Source organism: Devosia sp. P1_H9 (genome assembly GCF_056405135.1).
The window spans coordinates 57,837-77,596 of record NZ_JBFUCQ010000004.1 but is presented as its reverse complement, the minus strand read 5'-3'; the positions used below and the strand labels follow the sequence as shown (position 1 = coordinate 77,596).

The 19,760-nt window shown below is 65.5% G+C and carries 20 protein-coding genes; 14 read left to right on the top strand and 6 right to left on the bottom strand.

What is annotated here, in order from left to right:
• Positions 1–14: 14 nt before the first annotated feature.
• Complete coding sequence (locus AC1DYL_RS08835) at positions 15–902, bottom strand: LysR family transcriptional regulator (RefSeq protein WP_477156321.1); 888 nt, start codon at positions 900–902, stop codon at positions 15–17.
• 111 nt (positions 903–1,013) lie between these two features.
• On the opposite strand from AC1DYL_RS08835, the gene AC1DYL_RS08830 reads away from it, so the two are divergent.
• From AC1DYL_RS08830 to AC1DYL_RS08820, 3 genes are read left to right on the top strand one after another with little or no spacing between them, the layout of a single operon-like run.
• Positions 1,014–2,204, top strand: a complete 1,191-nt coding sequence (locus AC1DYL_RS08830; RefSeq protein ID WP_477172856.1) for an MFS transporter — start codon at positions 1,014–1,016, stop codon at positions 2,202–2,204.
• Positions 2,144–2,575: a cyclophilin-like fold protein gene (locus AC1DYL_RS08825; RefSeq protein ID WP_477173117.1), complete on the top strand. Its 432-nt coding sequence runs from the start codon at positions 2,144–2,146 to the stop codon at positions 2,573–2,575. The genes AC1DYL_RS08830 and AC1DYL_RS08825 overlap by 61 nt, the downstream gene beginning before the upstream one ends.
• 18 nt (positions 2,576–2,593) lie before the next feature.
• Positions 2,594–3,610 carry a zinc-dependent alcohol dehydrogenase family protein gene (locus AC1DYL_RS08820; protein ID WP_477172855.1) on the top strand — a complete coding sequence of 339 codons (1,017 nt, stop codon included), beginning with the start codon at positions 2,594–2,596 and terminating at the stop codon, positions 3,608–3,610.
• A gap of 69 nt (positions 3,611–3,679) precedes the next feature.
• Here AC1DYL_RS08820 and AC1DYL_RS08815 read toward each other — a convergent pair whose 3' ends face one another.
• Positions 3,680–4,348: a GntR family transcriptional regulator gene (locus AC1DYL_RS08815; protein WP_477172854.1), complete on the bottom strand. Its 669-nt coding sequence runs from the start codon at positions 4,346–4,348 to the stop codon at positions 3,680–3,682.
• Positions 4,349–4,451: 103 nt separating this feature from the next.
• On the opposite strand from AC1DYL_RS08815, the gene AC1DYL_RS08810 reads away from it, so the two are divergent.
• The 11 genes from AC1DYL_RS08810 to AC1DYL_RS08760 all read left to right on the top strand — a co-directional run bounded on the left by AC1DYL_RS08810 (position 4,452) and on the right by AC1DYL_RS08760 (position 14,865).
• On the top strand, positions 4,452–5,606 hold the full coding sequence (locus AC1DYL_RS08810) for a mandelate racemase/muconate lactonizing enzyme family protein (protein WP_477172853.1): 1,155 nt from the start codon (positions 4,452–4,454) through the stop codon (positions 5,604–5,606).
• A 29-nt stretch (positions 5,607–5,635) separates the two neighbouring features.
• Positions 5,636–6,901 (top strand): ABC transporter substrate-binding protein, encoded by a 1,266-nt coding sequence (locus AC1DYL_RS08805; RefSeq protein WP_477172852.1) that lies wholly within the window; start codon positions 5,636–5,638, stop codon positions 6,899–6,901.
• Positions 6,902–6,930: 29 nt separating this feature from the next.
• Complete coding sequence (locus AC1DYL_RS08800) at positions 6,931–7,866, top strand: carbohydrate ABC transporter permease (protein ID WP_477148111.1); 936 nt, start codon at positions 6,931–6,933, stop codon at positions 7,864–7,866.
• Positions 7,853–8,767, top strand: coding sequence for a carbohydrate ABC transporter permease (locus AC1DYL_RS08795; RefSeq protein WP_477148110.1), 915 nt, complete (start codon positions 7,853–7,855; stop codon positions 8,765–8,767). The genes AC1DYL_RS08800 and AC1DYL_RS08795 overlap by 14 nt, the downstream gene beginning before the upstream one ends.
• Positions 8,768–8,770: 3 nt before the next feature.
• Positions 8,771–9,103 carry an L-rhamnose mutarotase gene (locus tag AC1DYL_RS08790; protein ID WP_477172851.1) on the top strand — a complete coding sequence of 111 codons (333 nt, stop codon included), beginning with the start codon at positions 8,771–8,773 and terminating at the stop codon, positions 9,101–9,103.
• Between the two features lie 9 nt (positions 9,104–9,112).
• Entirely contained in the window at positions 9,113–10,294 is a 1,182-nt protein-coding gene (locus AC1DYL_RS08785; RefSeq protein ID WP_477172850.1) for an aldose 1-epimerase family protein, read from the top strand.
• Positions 10,291–11,055, top strand: a complete 765-nt coding sequence (locus AC1DYL_RS08780; protein ID WP_477172849.1) for an SDR family NAD(P)-dependent oxidoreductase — start codon at positions 10,291–10,293, stop codon at positions 11,053–11,055. The genes AC1DYL_RS08785 and AC1DYL_RS08780 overlap by 4 nt, the downstream gene beginning before the upstream one ends.
• 18 nt (positions 11,056–11,073) lie before the next feature.
• Entirely contained in the window at positions 11,074–12,267 is a 1,194-nt protein-coding gene (locus AC1DYL_RS08775) for a CaiB/BaiF CoA transferase family protein (RefSeq protein WP_477172848.1), read from the top strand.
• A gap of 4 nt (positions 12,268–12,271) precedes the next feature.
• A complete protein-coding gene (locus AC1DYL_RS08770; RefSeq protein WP_477172847.1) occupies positions 12,272–13,042 on the top strand; it encodes an enoyl-CoA hydratase/isomerase family protein in 771 nt (256 codons plus the stop codon).
• Positions 13,043–13,111: 69 nt separating this feature from the next.
• Positions 13,112–14,128 carry a class I SAM-dependent methyltransferase gene (locus AC1DYL_RS08765; RefSeq protein ID WP_477172846.1) on the top strand — a complete coding sequence of 339 codons (1,017 nt, stop codon included), beginning with the start codon at positions 13,112–13,114 and terminating at the stop codon, positions 14,126–14,128.
• Between the two features lie 68 nt (positions 14,129–14,196).
• Entirely contained in the window at positions 14,197–14,865 is a 669-nt protein-coding gene (locus tag AC1DYL_RS08760) for a phosphatase PAP2 family protein (protein ID WP_477172845.1), read from the top strand.
• Between the two features lies 1 nt (position 14,866).
• On the opposite strand, the gene AC1DYL_RS08755 is transcribed toward AC1DYL_RS08760, so the two are convergent.
• The 4 genes from AC1DYL_RS08755 to AC1DYL_RS08740 form a co-directional block, all read right to left on the bottom strand.
• The gene (locus tag AC1DYL_RS08755) at positions 14,867–16,333 is read right to left on the bottom strand and encodes a M81 family metallopeptidase (protein WP_477172844.1); all 1,467 of its coding nucleotides are present in this window, start codon (positions 16,331–16,333) and stop codon (positions 14,867–14,869) included.
• Positions 16,334–16,426: 93 nt separating this feature from the next.
• Positions 16,427–17,977 (bottom strand): alkaline phosphatase family protein, encoded by a 1,551-nt coding sequence (locus AC1DYL_RS08750; protein ID WP_477172843.1) that lies wholly within the window; start codon positions 17,975–17,977, stop codon positions 16,427–16,429.
• A 34-nt stretch (positions 17,978–18,011) separates the two neighbouring features.
• Positions 18,012–18,356, bottom strand: a complete 345-nt coding sequence (locus AC1DYL_RS08745; RefSeq protein ID WP_477172842.1) for a hypothetical protein — start codon at positions 18,354–18,356, stop codon at positions 18,012–18,014.
• Entirely contained in the window at positions 18,356–19,747 is a 1,392-nt protein-coding gene (locus tag AC1DYL_RS08740; RefSeq protein WP_477172841.1) for an L-serine ammonia-lyase, read from the bottom strand. The genes AC1DYL_RS08745 and AC1DYL_RS08740 overlap by 1 nt, the downstream gene beginning before the upstream one ends.
• Positions 19,748–19,760: the final 13 nt, after the last annotated feature.

The window sequence follows — 19,760 nt, the reverse complement described above, 5'->3', positions numbered from 1 at the left end:
CGTCGCGTCGCTGATCAGGCCCGCAACGCCTCCATTACCACCGAGAATGCCGGCGAGTTCTGGCGCCGGCTCGGGTAGTACAGGTAGTAGCCGGCGAACATCGGGGACCAATCGTCGAGGACCTGAACCAGTTGTCCCTCCGCGATTTGCCGTTCCACGAGGTTTTCCGGCACGTACGCGATGCCATACCCCTGCAGCGCCGCGTCGATCATTGGGTATGAGGTGTTGAAGGTCAGCTGGCCATCCACTCGCACCCGCAACGCACGGCCGTCCTTCTCGAACTCCCAGGCATAGAGGCTCCCGGATGTGTCGTAGCGCATGCCTATGCAGGTATGAGCGACAAGGTCCTGGGGCGCCTGGGGGATGGGGTGCGTCTCGAAATAGGCGGGAGACGCCACTGCCACCTGACGCCAATCGGGACCGATGCGCACTGCGATCATGTCCTTGTCGAGGCTTTCACCCAGTCGCACGCCGGCATCGAAGCGCTCTTCGACGATGTTTCGAAAGCCATTGTCGCGGCGGAGTTCGAGCTTGATGTCCGGATAATCCTTGAGCACCGGCCCCAGCTTCGGCCAGACGACGCTCTCGAAGGCATGGTCGGACACAGTGATCCTCACGGTGCCGGACGGCTTGTCGCGGAACGACATCAGGCCGTCGATCTCGCCCTCTATCTCCCGGATGCGTGGTGACAGTGAGCGCAGAAGGCGTTCTCCTGCTTCAGTGGGAGAAACGCTTCGGGTGGTCCGGGTCAGAAGCCGCAGTCCCAGGCGCGCCTCGAGCTTGCGGATCGTGTGGCTGACCGTCGACTGCGAGGTCCCCAGTTTCGCCGCGGCCTTCGTGAAGCTCCGCTCCTCGGCGACGGTCATGAACCAGAGCATGTCGGCCAGCTCTTGTCTGCGCATCGGTCGATCTCCCCGCTCGATTTATATCACAGATCGATAGGTCCATGCGAATTCCTATGGCTAATCCGCTGAGCGGCGTCGACCTATGTTGGTGTCCGGAGATCGAAGCTCATGGACGCCACTTACGAGAACAAGCTCGCACGCTCCCCCGCCGCCTGGGGTGCAGTGGTCTCGATGGCATTGTGCGTCGCGGTTCTCATCGCGTCGGAATTCATGCCGGTAAGCCTGCTTTCGCCGATTGCGGGCGATCTCGGTATCACCGAAGGCCAGACGGGCCAGGCGATCTCCATCTCGGGACTATTCGCTGTCGTCACGAGCCTGTTCGTCGCTCACATGACCCGCAAAATCGATCGGCGCATCGTCGTGCTGTCGTTCTCGGCCCTGCTGATCGTGTCCGGGGCCATGGTCGCGTTCGCCCCCAACTATGCGTGGCTGATGGGGGGCAGGGCCCTGCTTGGCCTTGCCATCGGCGGCTTCTGGTCGATGTCGACCGCCATCATCATGCGCCTCGTTCCTGACGGTGACGTGCCGAAGGGACTCGCGATGCTCAACGCCGGCAATGCGATCGCAGCGACGATCTCGGCGCCGTTGGGTAGCCTGCTGGGCGATGCGATCGGTTGGCGCGGCGCCTTCTTCTTCGTTGTTCCCTTAGCCGCGCTTGCCCTCGTCTGGCAGTGGATGGTGCTCCCTTCGCTGCCGCCCCGCGGTGCGGAGGGCGAGGGCAACGTATTCCGGCTGCTGAAGCGACCGCCCGTCGCCCTGGGGATGGCTGCAATCATGCTGCTGTTCATGGGCCAGTTCGCCCTTTTCACCTACCTGCGGCCCTATCTCGAAACGGTGACCGGTGTTTCGGTGGCGACCCTCTCCACCATCCTGCTGGTCATGGGATTGGCGGGGGTGGCCGGGACCTGGGTGATCAGCCGCCTCCTCGAGCGGCGCCTGTTCAGCATCGTCGTCGCCATCCCCACGGTGATGGCCGTCCTCGCGGTTGCACTCATCCTCTGCAGCGGGATGCCGATCGTCGTCGCGGGCCTGCTGCTGGCCTGGGGCTTTTTCGGAACCGCAGCGCCGGTAGGCTGGGGCGCCTGGCTGGCGAAGACGCTGCCGGACGACGCCGAAGCCGGCGGTGGATTGCAGGTCGCGATCATCCAGTTCGCCATCACCATGGGCGCCGGAGCGGGAGGGCTGCTGTTCGACTCGGCCGGCTGGTGGAGCCCCTTCGCCCTGGGCGCCGCACTTCTCTGCGGATCTTCGCTGCTGGCCTTCGTGGCGTGGCGCTCGACCCAGCGGATGAACCTATGACTGAGACCAAGGTCCGCCTCGTATTCAACGGCCAGATCACGAGCGCCGCGCTCCACGACAATCCTTCGGCGCGCGACTTCCATTCCATGCTGCCGCTCGACCTCACCATCGACAACTATGCCGACAACGAGAAGATCGCCTACCTCCCGCGAAAGCTCACCGAGGTGGGCAGCGGGCCCTTCGGCAACGAGCAGCCGGGAGACCTCTGTTACTACGCGCCCTGGGGCAACCTCGCGCTGTTTTACGCCGGATATCGCTGGTCGCGCGGCCTTATCCGCCTCGGTCGCCTCGAGAGCGGGTTCGAGCCGCTGCTCGTTCGCGGCCGATTTTCGCTGCGGATCGAGCGTGTGGACGCCGGTTCCACCACCTAGAATTCAAGGAGAATACCCATGCTCGCAACAGTCCTCCATGCGCCCGGTGACGTTCGCTACGAAGATGTCGCCGAACCGAAAATCCTCAAATCCACCGACGCCATTATCCGGCTGTCCTACAGCTGCATTTGCGGCTCGGATCTCTGGCCCTATCGGGGTCTCGCAGCCATCACCAGCCCGCAGCACATGGGGCACGAGTATTGCGGCGTGGTGGTCGAGGTCGGCAGCGACGTGAAGACCGTCAGGCCGGGCCAGTTCGTCGTCGGCTCATTCGCCACGTCGGACAATACATGTCCGCATTGCAAGTACGGCTTCCAGTCGTCCTGCGAACAGCGCGAATTCATGAGTGGCGCGCAGGCGCCGCTGGCTCGCGTGCCTCTGGCTGACGGTACCCTCCTGGCGACGGCCGATATCCCCTCGGATGATCTCATTCCGAGTTTGCTGGCGGTGTCCGATGTTCTGGGCACCGGCTGGTACGCGGCCGATGCCGCACGGGTGCAGCCGGGCTCGAGGGTTGCCGTCGTCGGGGACGGCGCGGTCGGTCTCATGGGCGTGCTTGCCGCAAAGCAAATGGGCGCCGAGCAGATCATCGCGATGAGCGGCCACAAGTCCCGGCAGGATCTCGCGCTCGAATATGGGGCGACCCACATCGTCACGGAGCGCGGCGATGAGGGCGTCGGTCGCATCAGGGAGTTGACCGGTGGCGTCGGCGCCGACTCGGTGCTCGAATGTGTCGGCACCAACGAGTCGATGCTGCAGGCGATCAACGCGGCACGGCCGGGTGGCTCGATCGGCTTCGTGGGCGTGCCGCATGGCGTCGAACTCGATGGCCAGTTCCTGTTCTTCTCCCAGAAGAACCTGCTGGGCGGGCCGGCGCCGGTGCGCCGCTTTCTGCCCCACCTGATGGATCTCGTGCTCACGCGCAAGATCAACCCGGGCAAGGTGTTCGATCTCGAACTGCCGATCGCGGACGTGGCCGAAGGCTACCGTGCCATGGACGAGCGACGCGCCATCAAGACCCTGTTGCACGTCTAGCTTTCGGCAAAGGGACGTCAGATGGAAATTCCGGCGAACGCAGTCGGAATGGCGTGGCGCGCCCTCGACCTAGTACAGTCCCATGTGCCGCTGCAGCGCTGCCGTGAAATGGGCTGAGAGCGCAGCGACCGCCTTCTCCGGGTCGCGCTGGCGGCAGGCGAGGATGATTTCCATGTGCTCCTTCAGCGACCGCAGGGCGAGCGGGGCGGTTAGCTTGCGATCGAGGCGCACGAGGCGCAGGTAGTTGTGCATGCGCTTGTAGCTGGTGTCGATCAGCGGGTTGTTGAGGCTGCCGATGATGGCGTTGTGGAGGATGCGTTCGAGGCTCTCCAGTTCCTCCTTGTTCGCTTCGGTTAAGCCGGCCGCCTCGATCGCCGCGATTGCCGCACGGTGACGTTGCTCCATCTCAGCGAGTTCGCCGTCATCCGCGGTCTCGGCATAAACGGCCACCGCTGCCCGCTCGAGAATGCCGCGATACTGGTACGTGGAGCGGGTAAGCTCGAGCCCCGGCTTTACGAACTGGATGCCCGATCGTGGATGCACGGTGAGCACCCCTTCGGTTTCGAGCACCTTGAGCGCGTCGCGCAGCGGTCCGACAGGAATGCCGAGCAGCTTGACCAGATCGTTCTGCGACAGGAACGCGCCGGCAGGAATCTTCCGGTCGAACAGCGTTTCGAGGATGCGGCTGTAAGCCAGGTCGCTCAGTCGGCCCGCGCCGCCGGTTTCCGCCGTTGCCATTGTCTGTTCGTATCGGGCCACTTGCCTCGCCCCCTGATCTGGTCTATTAGCGTCGCCGTCTGATAAATCAGATGGCTCAATTAGTCTATTAGAGACCGATCGCATGCGCATTGTCGAGTTCCGCATCACCCGCTTCCAGTTTGCCCGCGATCGCGTCATCGGCGACAGCCAAGTCCGCGCCGACGACGTGAACATAGCGGCGCTCGAACTGATTGCCGATACCGGCGCGGTCGGGCTGGGGTTTATCCAGACCTTGTTTCATCCGCTACCCGATCAGGCGGAGATCGAGCGTGTATTCCGCTCGGAAGCCTGGCCAAGTCTCGAAGGCCAGCCGCCGGCGGCGCTCGTCCATCGCGTCAGCCGCCCGCGCGGCGGCAACCAGCGTGCATACACGCTGCCCTTTCATGAAGCGCTGCAGGTTGCGCTGTGGGATCTGGCGGCCAAGGAAGTCGGCTTGCCGCTGCACAAGCTGCTCGGCAGCCGCCGCGAACGCGTCGAAGCCTATGCCAGCGGGCTTGATTTCCACCTGAGCGACGAAGAGTTCGCCCGCTTCTTTGCCCACGCCGACGCGATCGGCTACCGTGCCTTCAAGATCAAGGTCGGCAGTCCGGATTTCGACTGGGACCTCAACCGGCTGAAGATCCTCAAGGATGTCGTCCGCAAGGATGCTCTCGTCATGGTCGATGCCAACGAAGCATGGGGCGCTAAGGAAGCGCTGGTGAAGCTCACCGCCATCCGCGACGCCGGCCACGAGCTGCTCTGGGTCGAGGATCCGATCCTTCGCGACGATTTCGTCGGCCTCAAGATGCTCAAGGACGCGGCCAGCTGGACGCTGATCAATTCGGGCGAATACCTCGATGCCCGCGGCAAGCGGCTGTTGATGGAGGCCGGTGGCACCGACATCCTGAACGTCCACGGCCAGGTTACCGACGTCATGCGCATCGGCTGGCTTGCCGCCGATCGCGGCGTTCCTGTGAGCCTCGGCAATACCTTCCTCGAAGTCGGCATCCACGCGGCCTGCGCGCTGCCGGAGGTGCAGTGGCTCGAATACTCGTTCCAGAACTTCGACCACCTGGTCGACCAGCCCGTCGAAATCCGTGACGGCTGGGCCTACGCGCCGGACCGGCCGGGCCACGGCCTCGTGCTCAACGAGACCGCCCGCCGCGACTGGGCACGCCCAACGCTTTTGCCGCGCACCGAACTCGGCGAGGCCCCACATAACCCGCGTGTCAGCAACAGCCAGCGCGCGGCCGAATAACCACAACGCTCTAAGTGGAGGAGACCACCATGAAGCTTCTGCGCATTACTGTTGCGCTTTCGGCGATGTTCGCCGCGAGCGCAGCACTCGCCCAGGAAATCACCGTCTGGGCCGACGCAACCCGCCAGCCGGCCGTCGAGGCGTTCATCGCCGCGCATCCGGAAGTGAAGGTGAACCTCGTCGTCGACGATGGTTCGTCGGGCGCCTCGGGCACCTTCCAGACCAAGATCGGCCTTGCCGATCAGGCCGGCGAAGGCTGGCCGGACGTGGTGTTCTCGACCCAGAACAACGACGCCGCCTGGGTCTCGCGTGAGACCAATGGCGTGCAGCCCTTCGCGCAGGTGCTAAACGAGGGCTTCCTCGACCAGGCCTTCCTCGATGGCTTTACGCCGGGCGCGCTCGACCCCGTCACCATCGACGGCAAGGTCTACGGCCTCCGCAATGACCTCGCGCCGGTGCTGTTCTGGTACAATCAGGCCCTGCTCAAGGAATTCGGCTACGACGCCCCCAAGACCTGGGAAGACTATCAGGCGCTGGGCGACAAGCTCGCCGCCGATCACCCGGGCTATTTCCTCGGCGGCATCGGTGATGCGTTCGAAGGCCCCTACATCTACTACTGGTCCGGCCAGGCGCCGATCTTCCAGGTCGAAGGCGAGACCTTCAAGTCGGACACCTCCGCGCCGAACTCGGTCAAGGTGAGTGCGCTCATCGACCACATGGTCGCCAACAAGACCCTGACGCTCGACAGCGTCTTTGGTGCCAATTTCGTCGCCACCGCCGACAAGCTCGTCGCCATCCCGGGCCCGGCCTGGTACGCGGGCGCGCTCTTCCAGAACCCGGGCGGCGTCAATGCCAAGGCCGGCGACTGGGTGGCTGCCGAGCCGCTCTCCTGGACGGACGGCGACAAGGTGACCGGCAACGTGGGCGGCGGCGTCTGGTATGCCTCCAGCCACACGACCCAGCCCGACGCGGTCAAGACCTTCCTGCAGTTCATCGTCTCCGACGAGAAGACGGCTGGCACCGGCGGTCTGCCGGCCTACAAGTCGGCCGCTGAGAAGTGGCTCGATGCGCAGGCGGCCAGCGGCTTCTACTCCGGCGACTTCAAGGCGGCGATTTCGGCTGCGGCGTCCAGCGTCTGGAACGGCTGGGGCTACCCGAACTTCTCGCCTGAAACCGCATGGGCCAAGGTCATCACGCCCGGCCTCGCCGCCGGCAAGACGATGACGGACCTCTCTGCCGACTGGCAGCAGGAAATGAAGAACGAAGCTCAGGTCGTCGGTTACACCGTCGAATAATCCGAGCAAGGGTCCTGGAGTCTGCCAACTTGACTAGTCTCGACCAATCCGCTGTCCGCCCGCTAGAGGGCGGGCAGCGGCCCAGAGCGCGAAACGGCAGTGTTGAACGGGCGCAGCGCCGTATCGGCGTTGCGTTCGCCGGGCCCTACACGCTCTTCCTGCTGTTCTTCGGCATCATGCCGGCGCTCTATGCCGTCTATCTGGCCTTCACCAAGAAGGGCGCCTTTGTCGGCTTCGCCAACTTCGCCAAGGTCTTCAAGGACTACCGCTTCCTGCCCGCGGTCGAGCATGTCGGCATCTTCCTCGTCGTCTGGCTGATCCTGCTGGTGGTCCTCGTCGTGGTGCTGGCGCTGCTGGTCCATTCGATCGGCATCCGCTGGCTCTCGGGCAGCATGCGCTTCGTCTACTACATTCCCGGCGCCCTCGCGGGCGCCTCGAGCGTCATGCTGTGGCTCTTCGTGCTCGACCCGACGGTCAGCCCCGTCTCGTTCCTGCTGGAGGGGTTGGGCATCACTTCGCTGGTGGGCGCCGTCGAGGCCACCCGGCTGCCCTTCGTCCTCGCGGTCATCGCGTTCTGGACCGGTGCCGGCGGCTGGATCGTCGTGATGTACGGCGCGCTCAACAACATCAGCAAGGATGTCATCGAGGCCGCCCGCGTCGATGGTGCCGGCGCCATCCGCATCGCCTGGTCGATCCAGATCCCACTGATGCGCAAGTGGATCGCCTATATGGTGATCCTGTCGTTCGCCGGCGGCACCCAGCTCTTCGTCGAGCCGCGCGTCCTTTCCCAGGCGAGCCGGGGCGTGGTTCCCCTGGACTATTCGCTCAACCAGCTCGCGTTCCTCTACGCGTTCAAACAAAACGACTTCAACGGCTCGGCGGCGATCTCGCTGGTGCTGCTGGCTGTCGCGCTGGTGCTTTCCATCGTCTTCGTCTTCAAGGGTGGTCTCTTTGAGCGCGCCTAGTTCGGATTTCGTCGGCGGGCGCGCCCAGGATCTGTCGCCGGGAGCGTGGCTCGGCCGCGTCTTCGGCATCCTGCTGCTCATCGTCTTCGCCCTGTTCTTCATCGTGCCGCTCCTGTGGCTGCTGGTCGCCCCAACCAAGACCGACCGGCAACTGCTGCTCGAGGCGCCGTTCGCCATCGGCGATCTCGGCACGCTCTTCGCCAACTGGCAGAGCCTCGTCTCCTTCCAGGGCGGCCTGATCTGGACCTGGATCGGCAACTCGGCCTTCTACTGCATCGCGGCGCTGGTGATCACGCTGCTCATTTCGATCCCGGCCGGCTACGCCATGGCGCTCACCGAATTCCGCGGCCGCAGGGCCTTGCTGGCGACGACGCTCGTCGTCATGCTGGTGCCGAGCACGGCGCTGGTGCTGCCGATCTTTCTCGAGCTGAGCGCCGTTCGGCTGATCGGCAATCCGCTCGCCGCCATCCTGCCGTTCTCGTTCTTCCCGTTCGGCGTCTACCTCACCTACATCTACTTCTCGACGGCCGTGTCGCGCGATCTTCTCGACGCGGCACGCATCGACGGCGCCAACGAGTTCCAGGTGTTCATGAAGATCGCCATGCCGCTGGCGACGCCGGTCATCGCGCTGGTTGGCTTCTTCAACTTCACCGGCAACTGGAACAACTATTTCCTGCCGTATGTGACGCTACCGGGCCGCAAGGCGCCGATCCAGGTTGGCCTCGCCGAACTGCTGTCGAACGTGCCGTCGTTCAACCCGACCAATGCCGCGTCCACGACGATCTCGCTCTCGGCGCTGGCGCTTGCCACCTTGATCGCCATCGCCCCGGTGATGATCGTGTTCCTCTTTGCCCAGCGCTACCTGGTCTCGGGCATGACCGCCGGCGGCACCAAGGAGTAGGCAATGGTTGAACGCATGGGCATGGTGATCGGCGTCAAGCCGGAGAAGCTTGCCGAGTACAAAAAGCTGCACGCCGAGCCGTGGCCGGAGATGAATGCGGCGCTTTCTGCCGCCAACATCCGGAACTATTCGATCTACCTGCGCGAGCCGGAGAACCTGCTCTTCGGCTACTGGGAATATGCCGGCACCGATTATGCGGCCGACATGAAGATCCTCGGCGAGCTCGCGGTGACCAAGCGCTGGCTGGCGCTCACCGACCCCTGCCAGGCCCGCCTCGCCACCGCGTCCGACTCAGAGTGGTGGAGCATGATGCCGCAAGTCTATCACCTCGATTAGGAGGCCCTGTTGGTCGAGCTCTATCAGGAGACGCTGACGCGCCGCGCCGTCGCTGAACGTTCGGGCATGCTCTCGCAGTTCGCAGGCGTCCGCCTGATGACGCTCGAGGATGGCGTCGAGCGCGGCATCCGCCTGCTCGAGTTCCGCACCGGCTCGGGCCTGCGCTTCACCGTGCTGGTCGATCGCGCCATGGACATCGCCGATTGCGAGCACAATGGCCGGGCGATCGGCTGGCACTCCCCCGCGGGGTTCCGCCATCCGGGCCTCCACGAGTACGAAGGGGAGGGCGGGCTCGCCTGGGCGCGCTCGTTTTCGGGGCTGCTGGTCACCTGCGGCCTCGACCACATCCTGTTCATGAACGAGGTGTCGGCCGAGACCTACGTCTATTCGCCGAAGCAGACGGTGAAGCACTCGCTGCATGGCCGCGTCGGCACCATCCCGGCGCGGCTCACTGGCTATGGCGAGCGCTGGGAGGGTGACCGCTGCATCCTCTGGGCCGAGGGCGTGGTGCAGCAATCCGCCGTGTTCGGCGAGGACCTGCACCTGATCCGCCGCATCGAGGCCGATGTCGGCGGCAACGAGATCCGCCTCAGCGATCGCGTCGTCAATCACGGCTTCTACAAGACGCCGCACATGTACTGCTACCACATCAACGTCGCCCACCCGGTGCTCGACGAGGGCTCGCGCTACCTCGCGCCGATCAAGGATGCGGTCTGGGCCGCCCATGCCGGCGACAGCTACCGCAAGCAGGGCGTCGGCTATCGCACCCTGCCGGCACCGCAGCACGATTTCCACGAACAGGTGTGGCAGCACGAGCTCGGCGCCGATGCCAATGGCGAGCAGCACGTGGCGCTGGTCAACGACCGGATAGGCCTCGGCTTCGAAGTGACCACCCGCAAGGACCAGTTCCCCTGCCTCTATGAGTGGCAGAACCTGCAAGCCGGCCAGTATGCGCTCGGCATTGAGCCCTCGACCCACCACGTGCTCGGCAACCAGGCGGCCCGAGATCGCGGCGAGATGATCTGGCTGCAGCATGGCGACGAGCGTCGCTACGACACCACCTTCCGCGTCCTGCCCGATGCTGCCGCCATCGCCACCTCGGAAGCCCGCATCCGTGCTATCTCCGGCCAGCCGGACGACGACTACCCGACGCCGTCCAACAACCACCTGCCGATAGCGGGGCGGTCATGAGTGGCGATCACTTCGGCTCCATTGCCGGCAAGACCATTCTCTACACTGGCGCCGCCGGCGGCCTCGGGCTGCAGACCACGGTCAATTTCCTGAAGACCGGTGCCCGGGTCGTCGCCATCGACAACAATGCCGAGAAGGTGGCAGCGCTGCGGGAAGCAGCGGCCGGCCTCGATGGCCTCACCGTCGCCACACTCGATCTCTCCGATCTCGCTGGCCTTCGCGCTGGCCTCGAGAAGCTCTCCGCCGAAGTCGGCGGCTTCGACATCGTCATCAACAATGCCGCGATCTATCCGTCAAAACCGTTCGAGCAGTACACGATCGAAGAGATGCAGCTGGTCCAGCGCATCAATGTCGATGCCGGCATTGTCTGCGTGCAGGTGGCGCTGCCGCACATGAAGGTGGCCGGCCGCGGCCGCATCATCAACATCGCCTCGGTGACCCTCTCCGGCGGCTGGTCCGACCTCACGCCTTATGTGCAGTCGAAGGCGGCGCTGGTCGGGCTCGCTCGCTCCTGGGCTCGCGAGTTCGGCAAGTACGGCATCACCGCAAATGCGGTCTCGCCCGGCGCCTTCCCGACCGATGCCGAAAAGATCCACCCCGATCTCGCCGCCTACGAGAAGCGCATCTACGACCACCAGGCGATCCAGCGCCGCGGCGCGCCCGAGGATATATCGAACATCCTGATGTTCCTCGCCTCCGACGCCTCCTCGTTCATCACCGGCCAGACCATCAATGTCGATGGCGGCTGGGTCATGCACTAACCACCGGAAGTTCTCCCAATGGGTATCCTCAGCGGCTATCGCGTCCTCGATTGTTCCATCGCCATGGCCGGTCCCTTCGCGGCGCAGCGCCTGGGCGATCTCGGCGCCGATGTGGTGAAGGTCGAGCCGGTGACCGGTGAGTGGCAACGCCACACCGCCGCCGGCGGGGCGCGCGGCAACAAGGTCAACGTTTCGTTCCTCTCGCTCAATCGCAACAAGCGCTCGCTCGCCGTCGACCTCAAGGACCCCGACGGCAAGGCCGTGTTGCTCGAACTGGTGAAGACTGCCGACGTCTTCCTCCAGAACTATCGCCCCGGTGTCGCCAAGCGCCTCGGCGTCGACTACGAGACGCTGTCGAAGATCAACCCGCGTCTTGTCTACGTCTCAATCTCGGGCTACGGCGAGGATGGTCCCTACCTCAACCGCCCTGGGCAGGACCTGGTGCTGCAGGGCATGTCCGGTGCCATGCTGTCGGCCGGCCGCGAGGGCGAACCGCCCAACGCGGCGGGACAGTACCTGGTCGACGGCATCACCGCCTACACCGCCTTCGAGGGCGCGCTTGCTGCACTGCTGCATCGCGAGCGGACCGGCGAGGGCCAGTTGGTGCAGGTCAACATGCTTGACGCCATCACCACCATCCAGATGCAGGAACTCTCGGTGTTCACTGTCGGCAACAAGCCGCAAGTTCGTTCCGCCGAGCCGCACGCCCACGTCTACATCCGCGCGCCCTATGGCGCCTTTGCCACCTCCGACGGCTTCATCATCGTCGCCTTCCCTAAGCTCGCCAATCTCGGCCAGACCATCGGCGAGCCGAGCTTCCTCGATATGGACGACGAGGTGGACACCTGGACCCGTCGCGACGAGATCTTTGCCAAGACCCGCGACCGGCTGAAGACCAAGACCAGCGCCGAGTGGCTCGAACTGCTGCGCGCCGCCGACATCTGGTGCGGCCCGGTCTACGGCTATGCCGACCTGGTCGAAGACGAGCAGATCAAGCACAACGGCACCTTCGTCGAGTACGACCACCCGACCGAGGGTCACGTGAAGACCCCGGGCTTCCCAATCCGGTTCTCCAAGACCCCGAGCAAGGTGGAGCGTGGCGCGCCGGTCACCGGCCAGCACAGCCGCGACGTGCTGCTCGAGGCCGGTTACGACGACGCCACCATCGAGCGGCTACTCGCCAAAGGCGCGGTGGCAGAGAACGGAGCATGAGCGCATGAGTGACAACATCCTCGTCGAGCGCGACGGTCATGTCGGCATCATCACCATCAGCCGGCCCGAAAAGCTCAACTCCATGACGCCGGAGATGGCCAATGCGCTGGTCGCCGCCGTCAATGCGTTCAATACCGACGACCAGGTCCGTTGTGTCATCCTGACCGGGGCAGGCGAAAAAGCCTTCTGCGCCGGCTCCGACATCCGCGCCCTCGATGACTACGAGACGCCGTGGGCGTTCCGCAATCGCCCAGACTATTGCGATGCCATTCGCGCCCTGCTGAAGCCCTCGATCGCCGCGGTCAACGGCTACGCCTTCGGCGGTGGCCTCGAAACCGCCATGACCTGCGATATCCGCATCGCCTCGGAGAACGCCAGCTTCGCCGCCCCCGAGATCAAGCTCGGCTGGATCGGCGGCGGCGGCATGGCGGTCAACCTCGCCCACGCAGTGGGTCCCTCCAATGCCGCGCTGATGATAATGACCGGCGACCCGATCGATGCCGCAACTGCCGAGCGCTGGGGCCTCGTCAGCCGCGTCGTTTCCCAGGCCGATCTCCTTGCCGAGGCCAAGAAGATCGCCACCGCCATCGCTGCCCGGGCGCCCATTGCCGCAGAGACCGCCAAGCTCAACCTGCGCGCCGCCTGGGAAATGTCGATTGCCGACGCCATCACCTATGAACGCGACCTGCAGACCATCTGCTTTGCCACCGAAGATGCGCGCGAAGGCCGCGCCGCCTTCAAGGAAAGACGCACCCCGGTATTCAACCGGCGGTAATGGCCATCGGCCCGACCGATATGTATGTTCCGCGCACGTCCGCCTTGGCGGCGGCCAAGTGGAAGCGGGATGAGCCAGAGCGTTTTCGACGTACTTACCATCCCCTTTCAGGATGGCCTGATTGAGCCGAAGAACGCCTTCGTGCTTCGGGGCGATTTCAGTGCATCGCTGAAGCAGACGTTCGGCCAGGAGCTGGTCGGGGAACAAACCTACAAGCCGGCCTACGAGCGCATGCGGAGTGGCGGCCTCAGGGTGACGACCCGGCTAGAGGGCACCTATGAGGTCGGGCTTTGCGTGCTGACGCCGCACCGGCTGGAAAACTACGCTAACATCGCTCGCGGCTACGCCCATCTCGCTCCGGGCGGCACCCTCGTCTGCGCCGGGCAGAATACCATCGGAGCCGCCACCTACGAAAAGGCGGTCGCCAGGCTTACCGAGATACGGGGGCGCGTTTCCAAGGCCAAGTGCCGGGTCTTCTGGGGGACGCGAAGCGTCGCTGGCGCCAGCGACCAGACCTGGACCGAATGGTTGTCACTCGGCGAGCCGAAGCCGATCGCCAACGGTGCGTTCAAATCCGTCCCCGGCATCTTCAGCTGGGATCGTATCGATCCCGGATCGGACTTTCTTCTCGCCAACCTGCCGCGAGGCATCGAGGGGGTGGTTGCCGATCTGGGGGCAGGGTGGGGATACCTCAGCGCGTCGCTGCTGAGCCGCTACGATCGCATCCGGCAGCTCGATCTGTTCGAGGCGGAAAAGCTGGCGCTGGACCTTGCCGAAGACAACCTGGCGGCGGCGGCGGCCGGACGCTCGGTCGGCTATCACTGGTCCGATGTCCGCGATGGCGTCGGCCGCGGCAAGTATGATTGGGTGGTCACCAATCCGCCGTTCCATCGGGAAGGCGCGCAGGATGTCGATCTGGGGGTCAGGTTCCTGAGCGTCGCCGCCGAGGCACTTCGCACTGGCGGCCATCTCGTCTGCGTGGCGAACCGGCACCTGCCCTACGAGCGGGAGTTGCGATCGTCCTTCTCGACGACGTCCGTCCTGGCCGAGAACGGCAGCTTTAAGGTTCTTCTCGCCAGGAAGTAGCGGCTGGCATGCGGCTGGCCGCAACACCACCTGTTGGCTAGTCTGCAACTGCTTCGCACAGGGAACCCATGCACAAGACGCCCTCCACCGTTTATGCCGGCGCGCTCGCCGTTGCAGCGCTGCTCGGCGGGTTCGGCCTGCTTGCCGACGAGGTGGTGGAAGGCGATACGCTCGACCTCGACAACGCGGTGCTGATGGCGTTGCGTACGCCCGGCGATCCGGCCGATCCGATCGGGCCAGCATGGTTCGAGGAAGCGGTGCGCGATGTGACCTCGCTCGGCAGCTTCTCGGTACTGGGCATTCTCGTCCTCGTCGTGTTTGCCTATCTGCTGCTGGTGGGCAAGCACCGCACCGGCTGGTTCATGGTGTTCGCCGTGGTCGGCGGCACCGTCATCAGCACCGTGCTGAAGATGCTGTTCGACCGGCCGCGGCCAGACCTCACCGGCGTCGCCGAAGTGTTCACGGCGAGCTTTCCGAGCGGCCACGCGACGGTGTCGGCGGTGGTGTTCCTGACCATCGGCGCCATGCTAGCGGCAGCGACGCCCGAGCGGCGGCTGAAGCTGTTCTACATCGCCACCGCGATCCTCCTCACCGTGCTGGTAGGAGTGAGCCGCATCTATCTCGGCGTGCACTACCCCACCGACGTGCTGGCCGGCTGGTCGCTGGGCGCGGCCTGGGCGCTGCTCTGCACCACCGCCGCACACTTCGCCAGGGAACGGGCCAAGGAGCGCGGCTAGTTCAGTCCAATCCCAGCGGGTCCGCGTCCAGCGGCCAGATCGGGCGGGTGAGGCGCTTGAACGGCAGCTCATGCCAGTTCGGGTTGCTCGTCCCCGGCGTCGCGACGAACAGTTGGCCCCGCGTGTTGGTCACGAACAAGTCCTTGTGCTTGTAGAGGTTCTTGATCGAGACGACCTGCTTGTCGTCGAACGTAATGCCGTGCAGCGAGAACAAGCTCAGCGAATAGAGGTTCGTGCGCAGCGTCGTCAGCAGCACCTCGATGCCCTCGACCCGCACCACCGCGACGTCGCCGATCTCGATGCGCTCGCCGGGCAGGTGGTCCTGGTGGGCGTGGCGCTTGAGGAACAGCACCTCAGCCTCGGCATCGAGCGGCGGGCCCGACTGCGGCTCGAACTTGCCGCCGATGCGGAGCTTCAGTTTCGCCCCGACGCCGACCTGGAAGCAGATCTTCACCGCAGAGGGATCCCACAACGGCGCCACCACGGCGTTGCGAATACCGGCATCGATGAAGGCCCTCAGCATATAGGTCGTGTCGCCCGGCGCACCGCTGCCGATCTGGTCGGAGGTGTCGGCGATCAAGAGCGGCTTGTCACCCTTGATCTTGGCCTGCTCGATCGCCTCCGTGAACGGCGTGAACGGCAGAGTTGCCTCGGCGCGGATGCGGTAGAACGCCTCGCCATATTCCTTTGCGGCGCGATCGGCGATGGCCTGGTCGCCGTCGGCCACGGCCAGCATCTTGGCGCCGGCCAGCGGCACATCGGCCCAGGGGAAGCCGTGGTTCAGCGATAGCGACAGCACGCCGTCCTTGCCCTCGCCGTCATAGAGCGACTGGGTGAAGGCAATCATCGGCCCGTCCATGGTGGTGGGGAAGAGGCCCATGGTCTTGCAGTCGAACAGCGCCATCTTCGGCTCGATCTCACCGGCGAGGGTGCGCTGCATCAGCGCGAACAGGTCCTCGGCGCGCTCGGCGTGGTCGATATGCGGGTAGGTCTTGTAGATGACGATGATGTCGGCGTTGTCGACGAGGGTGTTGTCGATATGGCCATGCAGGTCGAGCTCGATGCCGATGCGGGTGTCCTTGCCCACCAGCTCGCGGGTGCGCTTCACCAGGTCGCCCTCGCAGTCGTCGTAGCCGTCGGCGATCATCGCGCCGTGCAGGTAATAGAGCACCGCATCCACCGGGCCGGCGGCGCGGAGGTCATCGAGGATGCGGTCGCGCATCGCCTCGTAGTCGGCCTTGATGGTCGGCCCGGCCGGGTTTGCGAAGGCGAAGAGGCTCTGGATCACCTCCCAGCCGCGCTCGAGGCCGCGACGGCGCCAGATCTGTCCTGGCGCGGACCAGGGTGAGGTCGGCACGGTCTCGATATTGCCATCGGCCCAGAAGCACTCCTTGAAGTCGTCGATGCCGGTCGGGAATGAGGCGAAGGTGCTGGTCTCGGTGCCGAGGGTGGCGATGAACAGGCGCATGGGAATGGCGGCTCCTGCGGAACGGGTCGCCCTAACCTTGGAAGCCCGCTGCCACAGGGTCAATCGCCGCCGGTTCCGCCGCGCGGAACATCGCTACTTGCGGACGAACAACCCGCCAGCTCCCACCGACATATTGGTCAGTTCCCGCTCGCCCGAACTCAGCCGCCAGTCGAGCATGCGGCGGGCATAGTAGAGCGCCACATCGGTGTAGGCCGGATCATCGGCGAGGTTCACCTGCTCATGCGGATCCTTGGCGATGTCGAACAGCAGTGGCGGCAGCGCCGCGAAGTGCACGTACTTGAACTTCTCGTCGCGGATCGCCGCGTAGGCGCACTGGTCGGACACAATGCCCAGCGCGGTCTCGGGCTTCTGCGTGCGGACGTCGCGGAAATCGTGCTCGAAGTACACCGCGTCGCGCCAGTCCCGTGGGGTCTCGCCACGGAGGAATGGCGCTAGCGAGGCGCCATCGCAACTGCGCGGAATGTCGAGGCCGAGCCAGTCTAGCACCGTGGGCATCACGTCGATCGCCTGGGTGAACTCGGTGACGCGCCGGCCGCGAGCCGCATCGGCCGCGGGCCGCGGATCGCGGATCACCAGCGGCAGGTGGAAGGCCGGATCGAAGTAGATCTCCTTGCCCCACACATAGTGCTCGCCCAGCACTTCGCCGTGGTCCGAGGTGACGACGATCAGCGTGCGGTCGTACTGGCCGGTGTCCCTCAGATGCTGGACGATGCGCCCCAGCTGCGCGTCCACTTCGGCGATCAGCCCGTAGTAGGTCGCCCGCATCTGGCGGATCTCGAGCTCGTCGGCGGCGACGAGATCCTGCGGGTTGTGCTCGTCATAGGTGCTGGGCTGGCGGAGCGTCTCGATGGCGTAATCGAGCAGCGGGTGCTGCCGGCCTTCCTCGGTCGGCGAGGCGGCGCGCACCGGGAACTCCACGTCGGCGGGGTGAACCATCGCGTTGTACGGCTCGGGCGCGATCAGCGGCGGGTGCGGGCGGTAGAACACGAAATGCGCGAACCACGGCTTGTCGCGCCGCACCAGCAGCCACTTGAGGAACTCGTCGGTCAGGAAAGCGGTCTCGCTTTCCTCGGCCTTGAACACGGTGGGGATGAAGCGGAAGCCGCGGTCGGCGGGCTTGTCGAAGCCTTTTCGCGGGCGGAACACGTCATGGCGGCCGCCAGGCAGGTCGTACCCTTTGGCGATGAGGTCCGAGACCCACTGGTCCATGTCCTCGGGCAGGTGCAGCGGGGTCGAGAACCCCGGCATCACCCCCTCGTCGTACGCCGTGAGCGCCGGGTCGTTCGGGTGCAGGCCGCGCGGATCGGGGGTGGTGTCGGTGTAGCCGAACAGGGCGGGATCGTAGCCGGCCTTGCGCGCCTCGAGCGCGATATTGGTGTGGCGCCGGTCGAGCGGCGTGCCGTTTCGCCCCGAGCGGTGGTTCATCAGGTACTGCCCGGTGAGAAGGCTGGTGCGCGACGGGCCGCACGGCGTGCACTGGCCGAAATGCCGGGTGAAGGTCACCGCGTCGGCCATCAGCGCATCGAGGTTCGGGGTTTTCGCATTCGGGTGCCCGAGCGCCGAGATGCAGTCGCCGCGCCACTGGTCGGCGCAGATCAGGAGGATGTTGGGGCGGTCGGTCATTCGGGCTCTCGCGAAACTCGCGGGCATTGATGCCCTAAAGTCGGTGTTTCGGGGAGTAGGGGCTATCGGGATTGACGTCGAAATCGACCTCCTCGACGCAGGACTGCGACGCCGAATGGCTGCCGTCACCGGTGAGCCATGGCCCATCGCGCAATTCGACCTCGCTGACCATGCCCAGCGTCAGGCAGCGCCACTCGCCGCCCGGCGGCAAACTGGAATTGCTCTCACCGGCAAACTGGTAGGAGAGCGCCTTTTCTTCCCCTTCTGTGTGGCCGAGGATCACCGGGCAGACCTCTCGTCGACGTCCGCGATACACGCAGACGACCTGCTTCTTGCCGGCCATCGCCTCGCGAAACAGCTCGTAGGTTGGGCTCGGCATCAGCAGGCCGGCACGTTGACGGCGAGGCCGCCCTGGCTGGTTTCCTTGTAGCGCTCGGACATGTCCCGGCCGGTCTGGCGCATGGTCTCGACGCAGACATCGAGCGACACCTTGTGGGTGCCGTCGCCCTTCATCGCCAGCGAGGCGGCGGTCACCGCCTTCACCGCGCCGAAGGCGTTGCGCTCGATGCAGGGGATCTGCACCAGCCCGGCGACCGGGTCGCAGGTCATGCCGAGATGGTGCTCGAGCGCGATCTCGGCGGCATTCTCCACCTGCGCGGGGGTGCCGCCCATCGCGGCGCAGAGCGCTGCCGCGGCCATCGCCGAGGCCGACCCCACCTCGCCCTGGCACCCGACCTCGGCGCCCGAGATGGAGGCATTGTGCTTGATGATGCCGCCAACTGCGGCGGCGGTCAGGAGCATGTCGTGGATGCTGGCGCGCGAGGCGCCGGCCTCGAACTGCTGGTGGTACTTCAGCACCGAGGGAATGACCCCGGCCGCGCCATTGGTGGGCGCCGTCACCACGCGGCTGCCGGCGGCGTTCTCCTCGTTCACCGCCATGGCGAAGACGCTGAGCCAGTCATTGCCGGCGAGCGGCCCGAGTTCGTTGCGCTGCCAGGCGTCCTGCAATTGCTGGTGGATCGCCTTGGCGCGCCGGCTGACGTTGAGCCCGCCCGGCATGATGCCGTCGGTGCGCAAGCCGCGCTCGATGCAGCCATCCATCGCCGACCACAGCCGGTCGAGCCCCTGCTCGAGGGCGCGGCGGCCAATCCGCGCCTCCTCGTTGGCGCGCTTCATCTGGGCGATCGAGAGGCCGGAGTCGCGGGCCATGGCCAGCATCTCCTCGGCATCGCCGAACGGGTAGGGCACCGCGACCGCATCGGCCTTCACCTCGCCGCGCGCCAGCTCGGCCTCGCTGACGACGAAGCCACCGCCGATAGAGTAGTAGACCCGCCGCAGCAGCAGCGTGCCGTCGGCCTCGTAGGCATAGAACTGCAGCCCGTTGGTGTGCCCGGGCAGCCGCTCCTTCTTGTCGTAGATCAGGTCCTGCGCCGGGCGGAAGCGATAGGCCGGGTGCCCCTCGGGGTGCACCATGCCCTCGGCCTCGACCTCAGCGACGATCGCATCGATCCTGTCGGGATCGACGGTGTCGGGTGCGAGGCCGCAAAGCCCCAGCACCACGGCGCGGCCGGTACCATGGCCGACGCCGGTGAAGGCCAGTGAGCCATGGAGACTCGCCTTCAGCGAAGTCACCACGGCGGTGCGCGGGCGCGGCCAGTCGCCGGTCCGGAGTTCGTCGAGGAACCGGTTGGCGGCCGTCATCGGCCCCATGGTGTGCGAGCTCGATGGCCCGATGCCGATCTTGAAGACGTCGAAAACCGAGAGGAACATCAGGCCTCACATA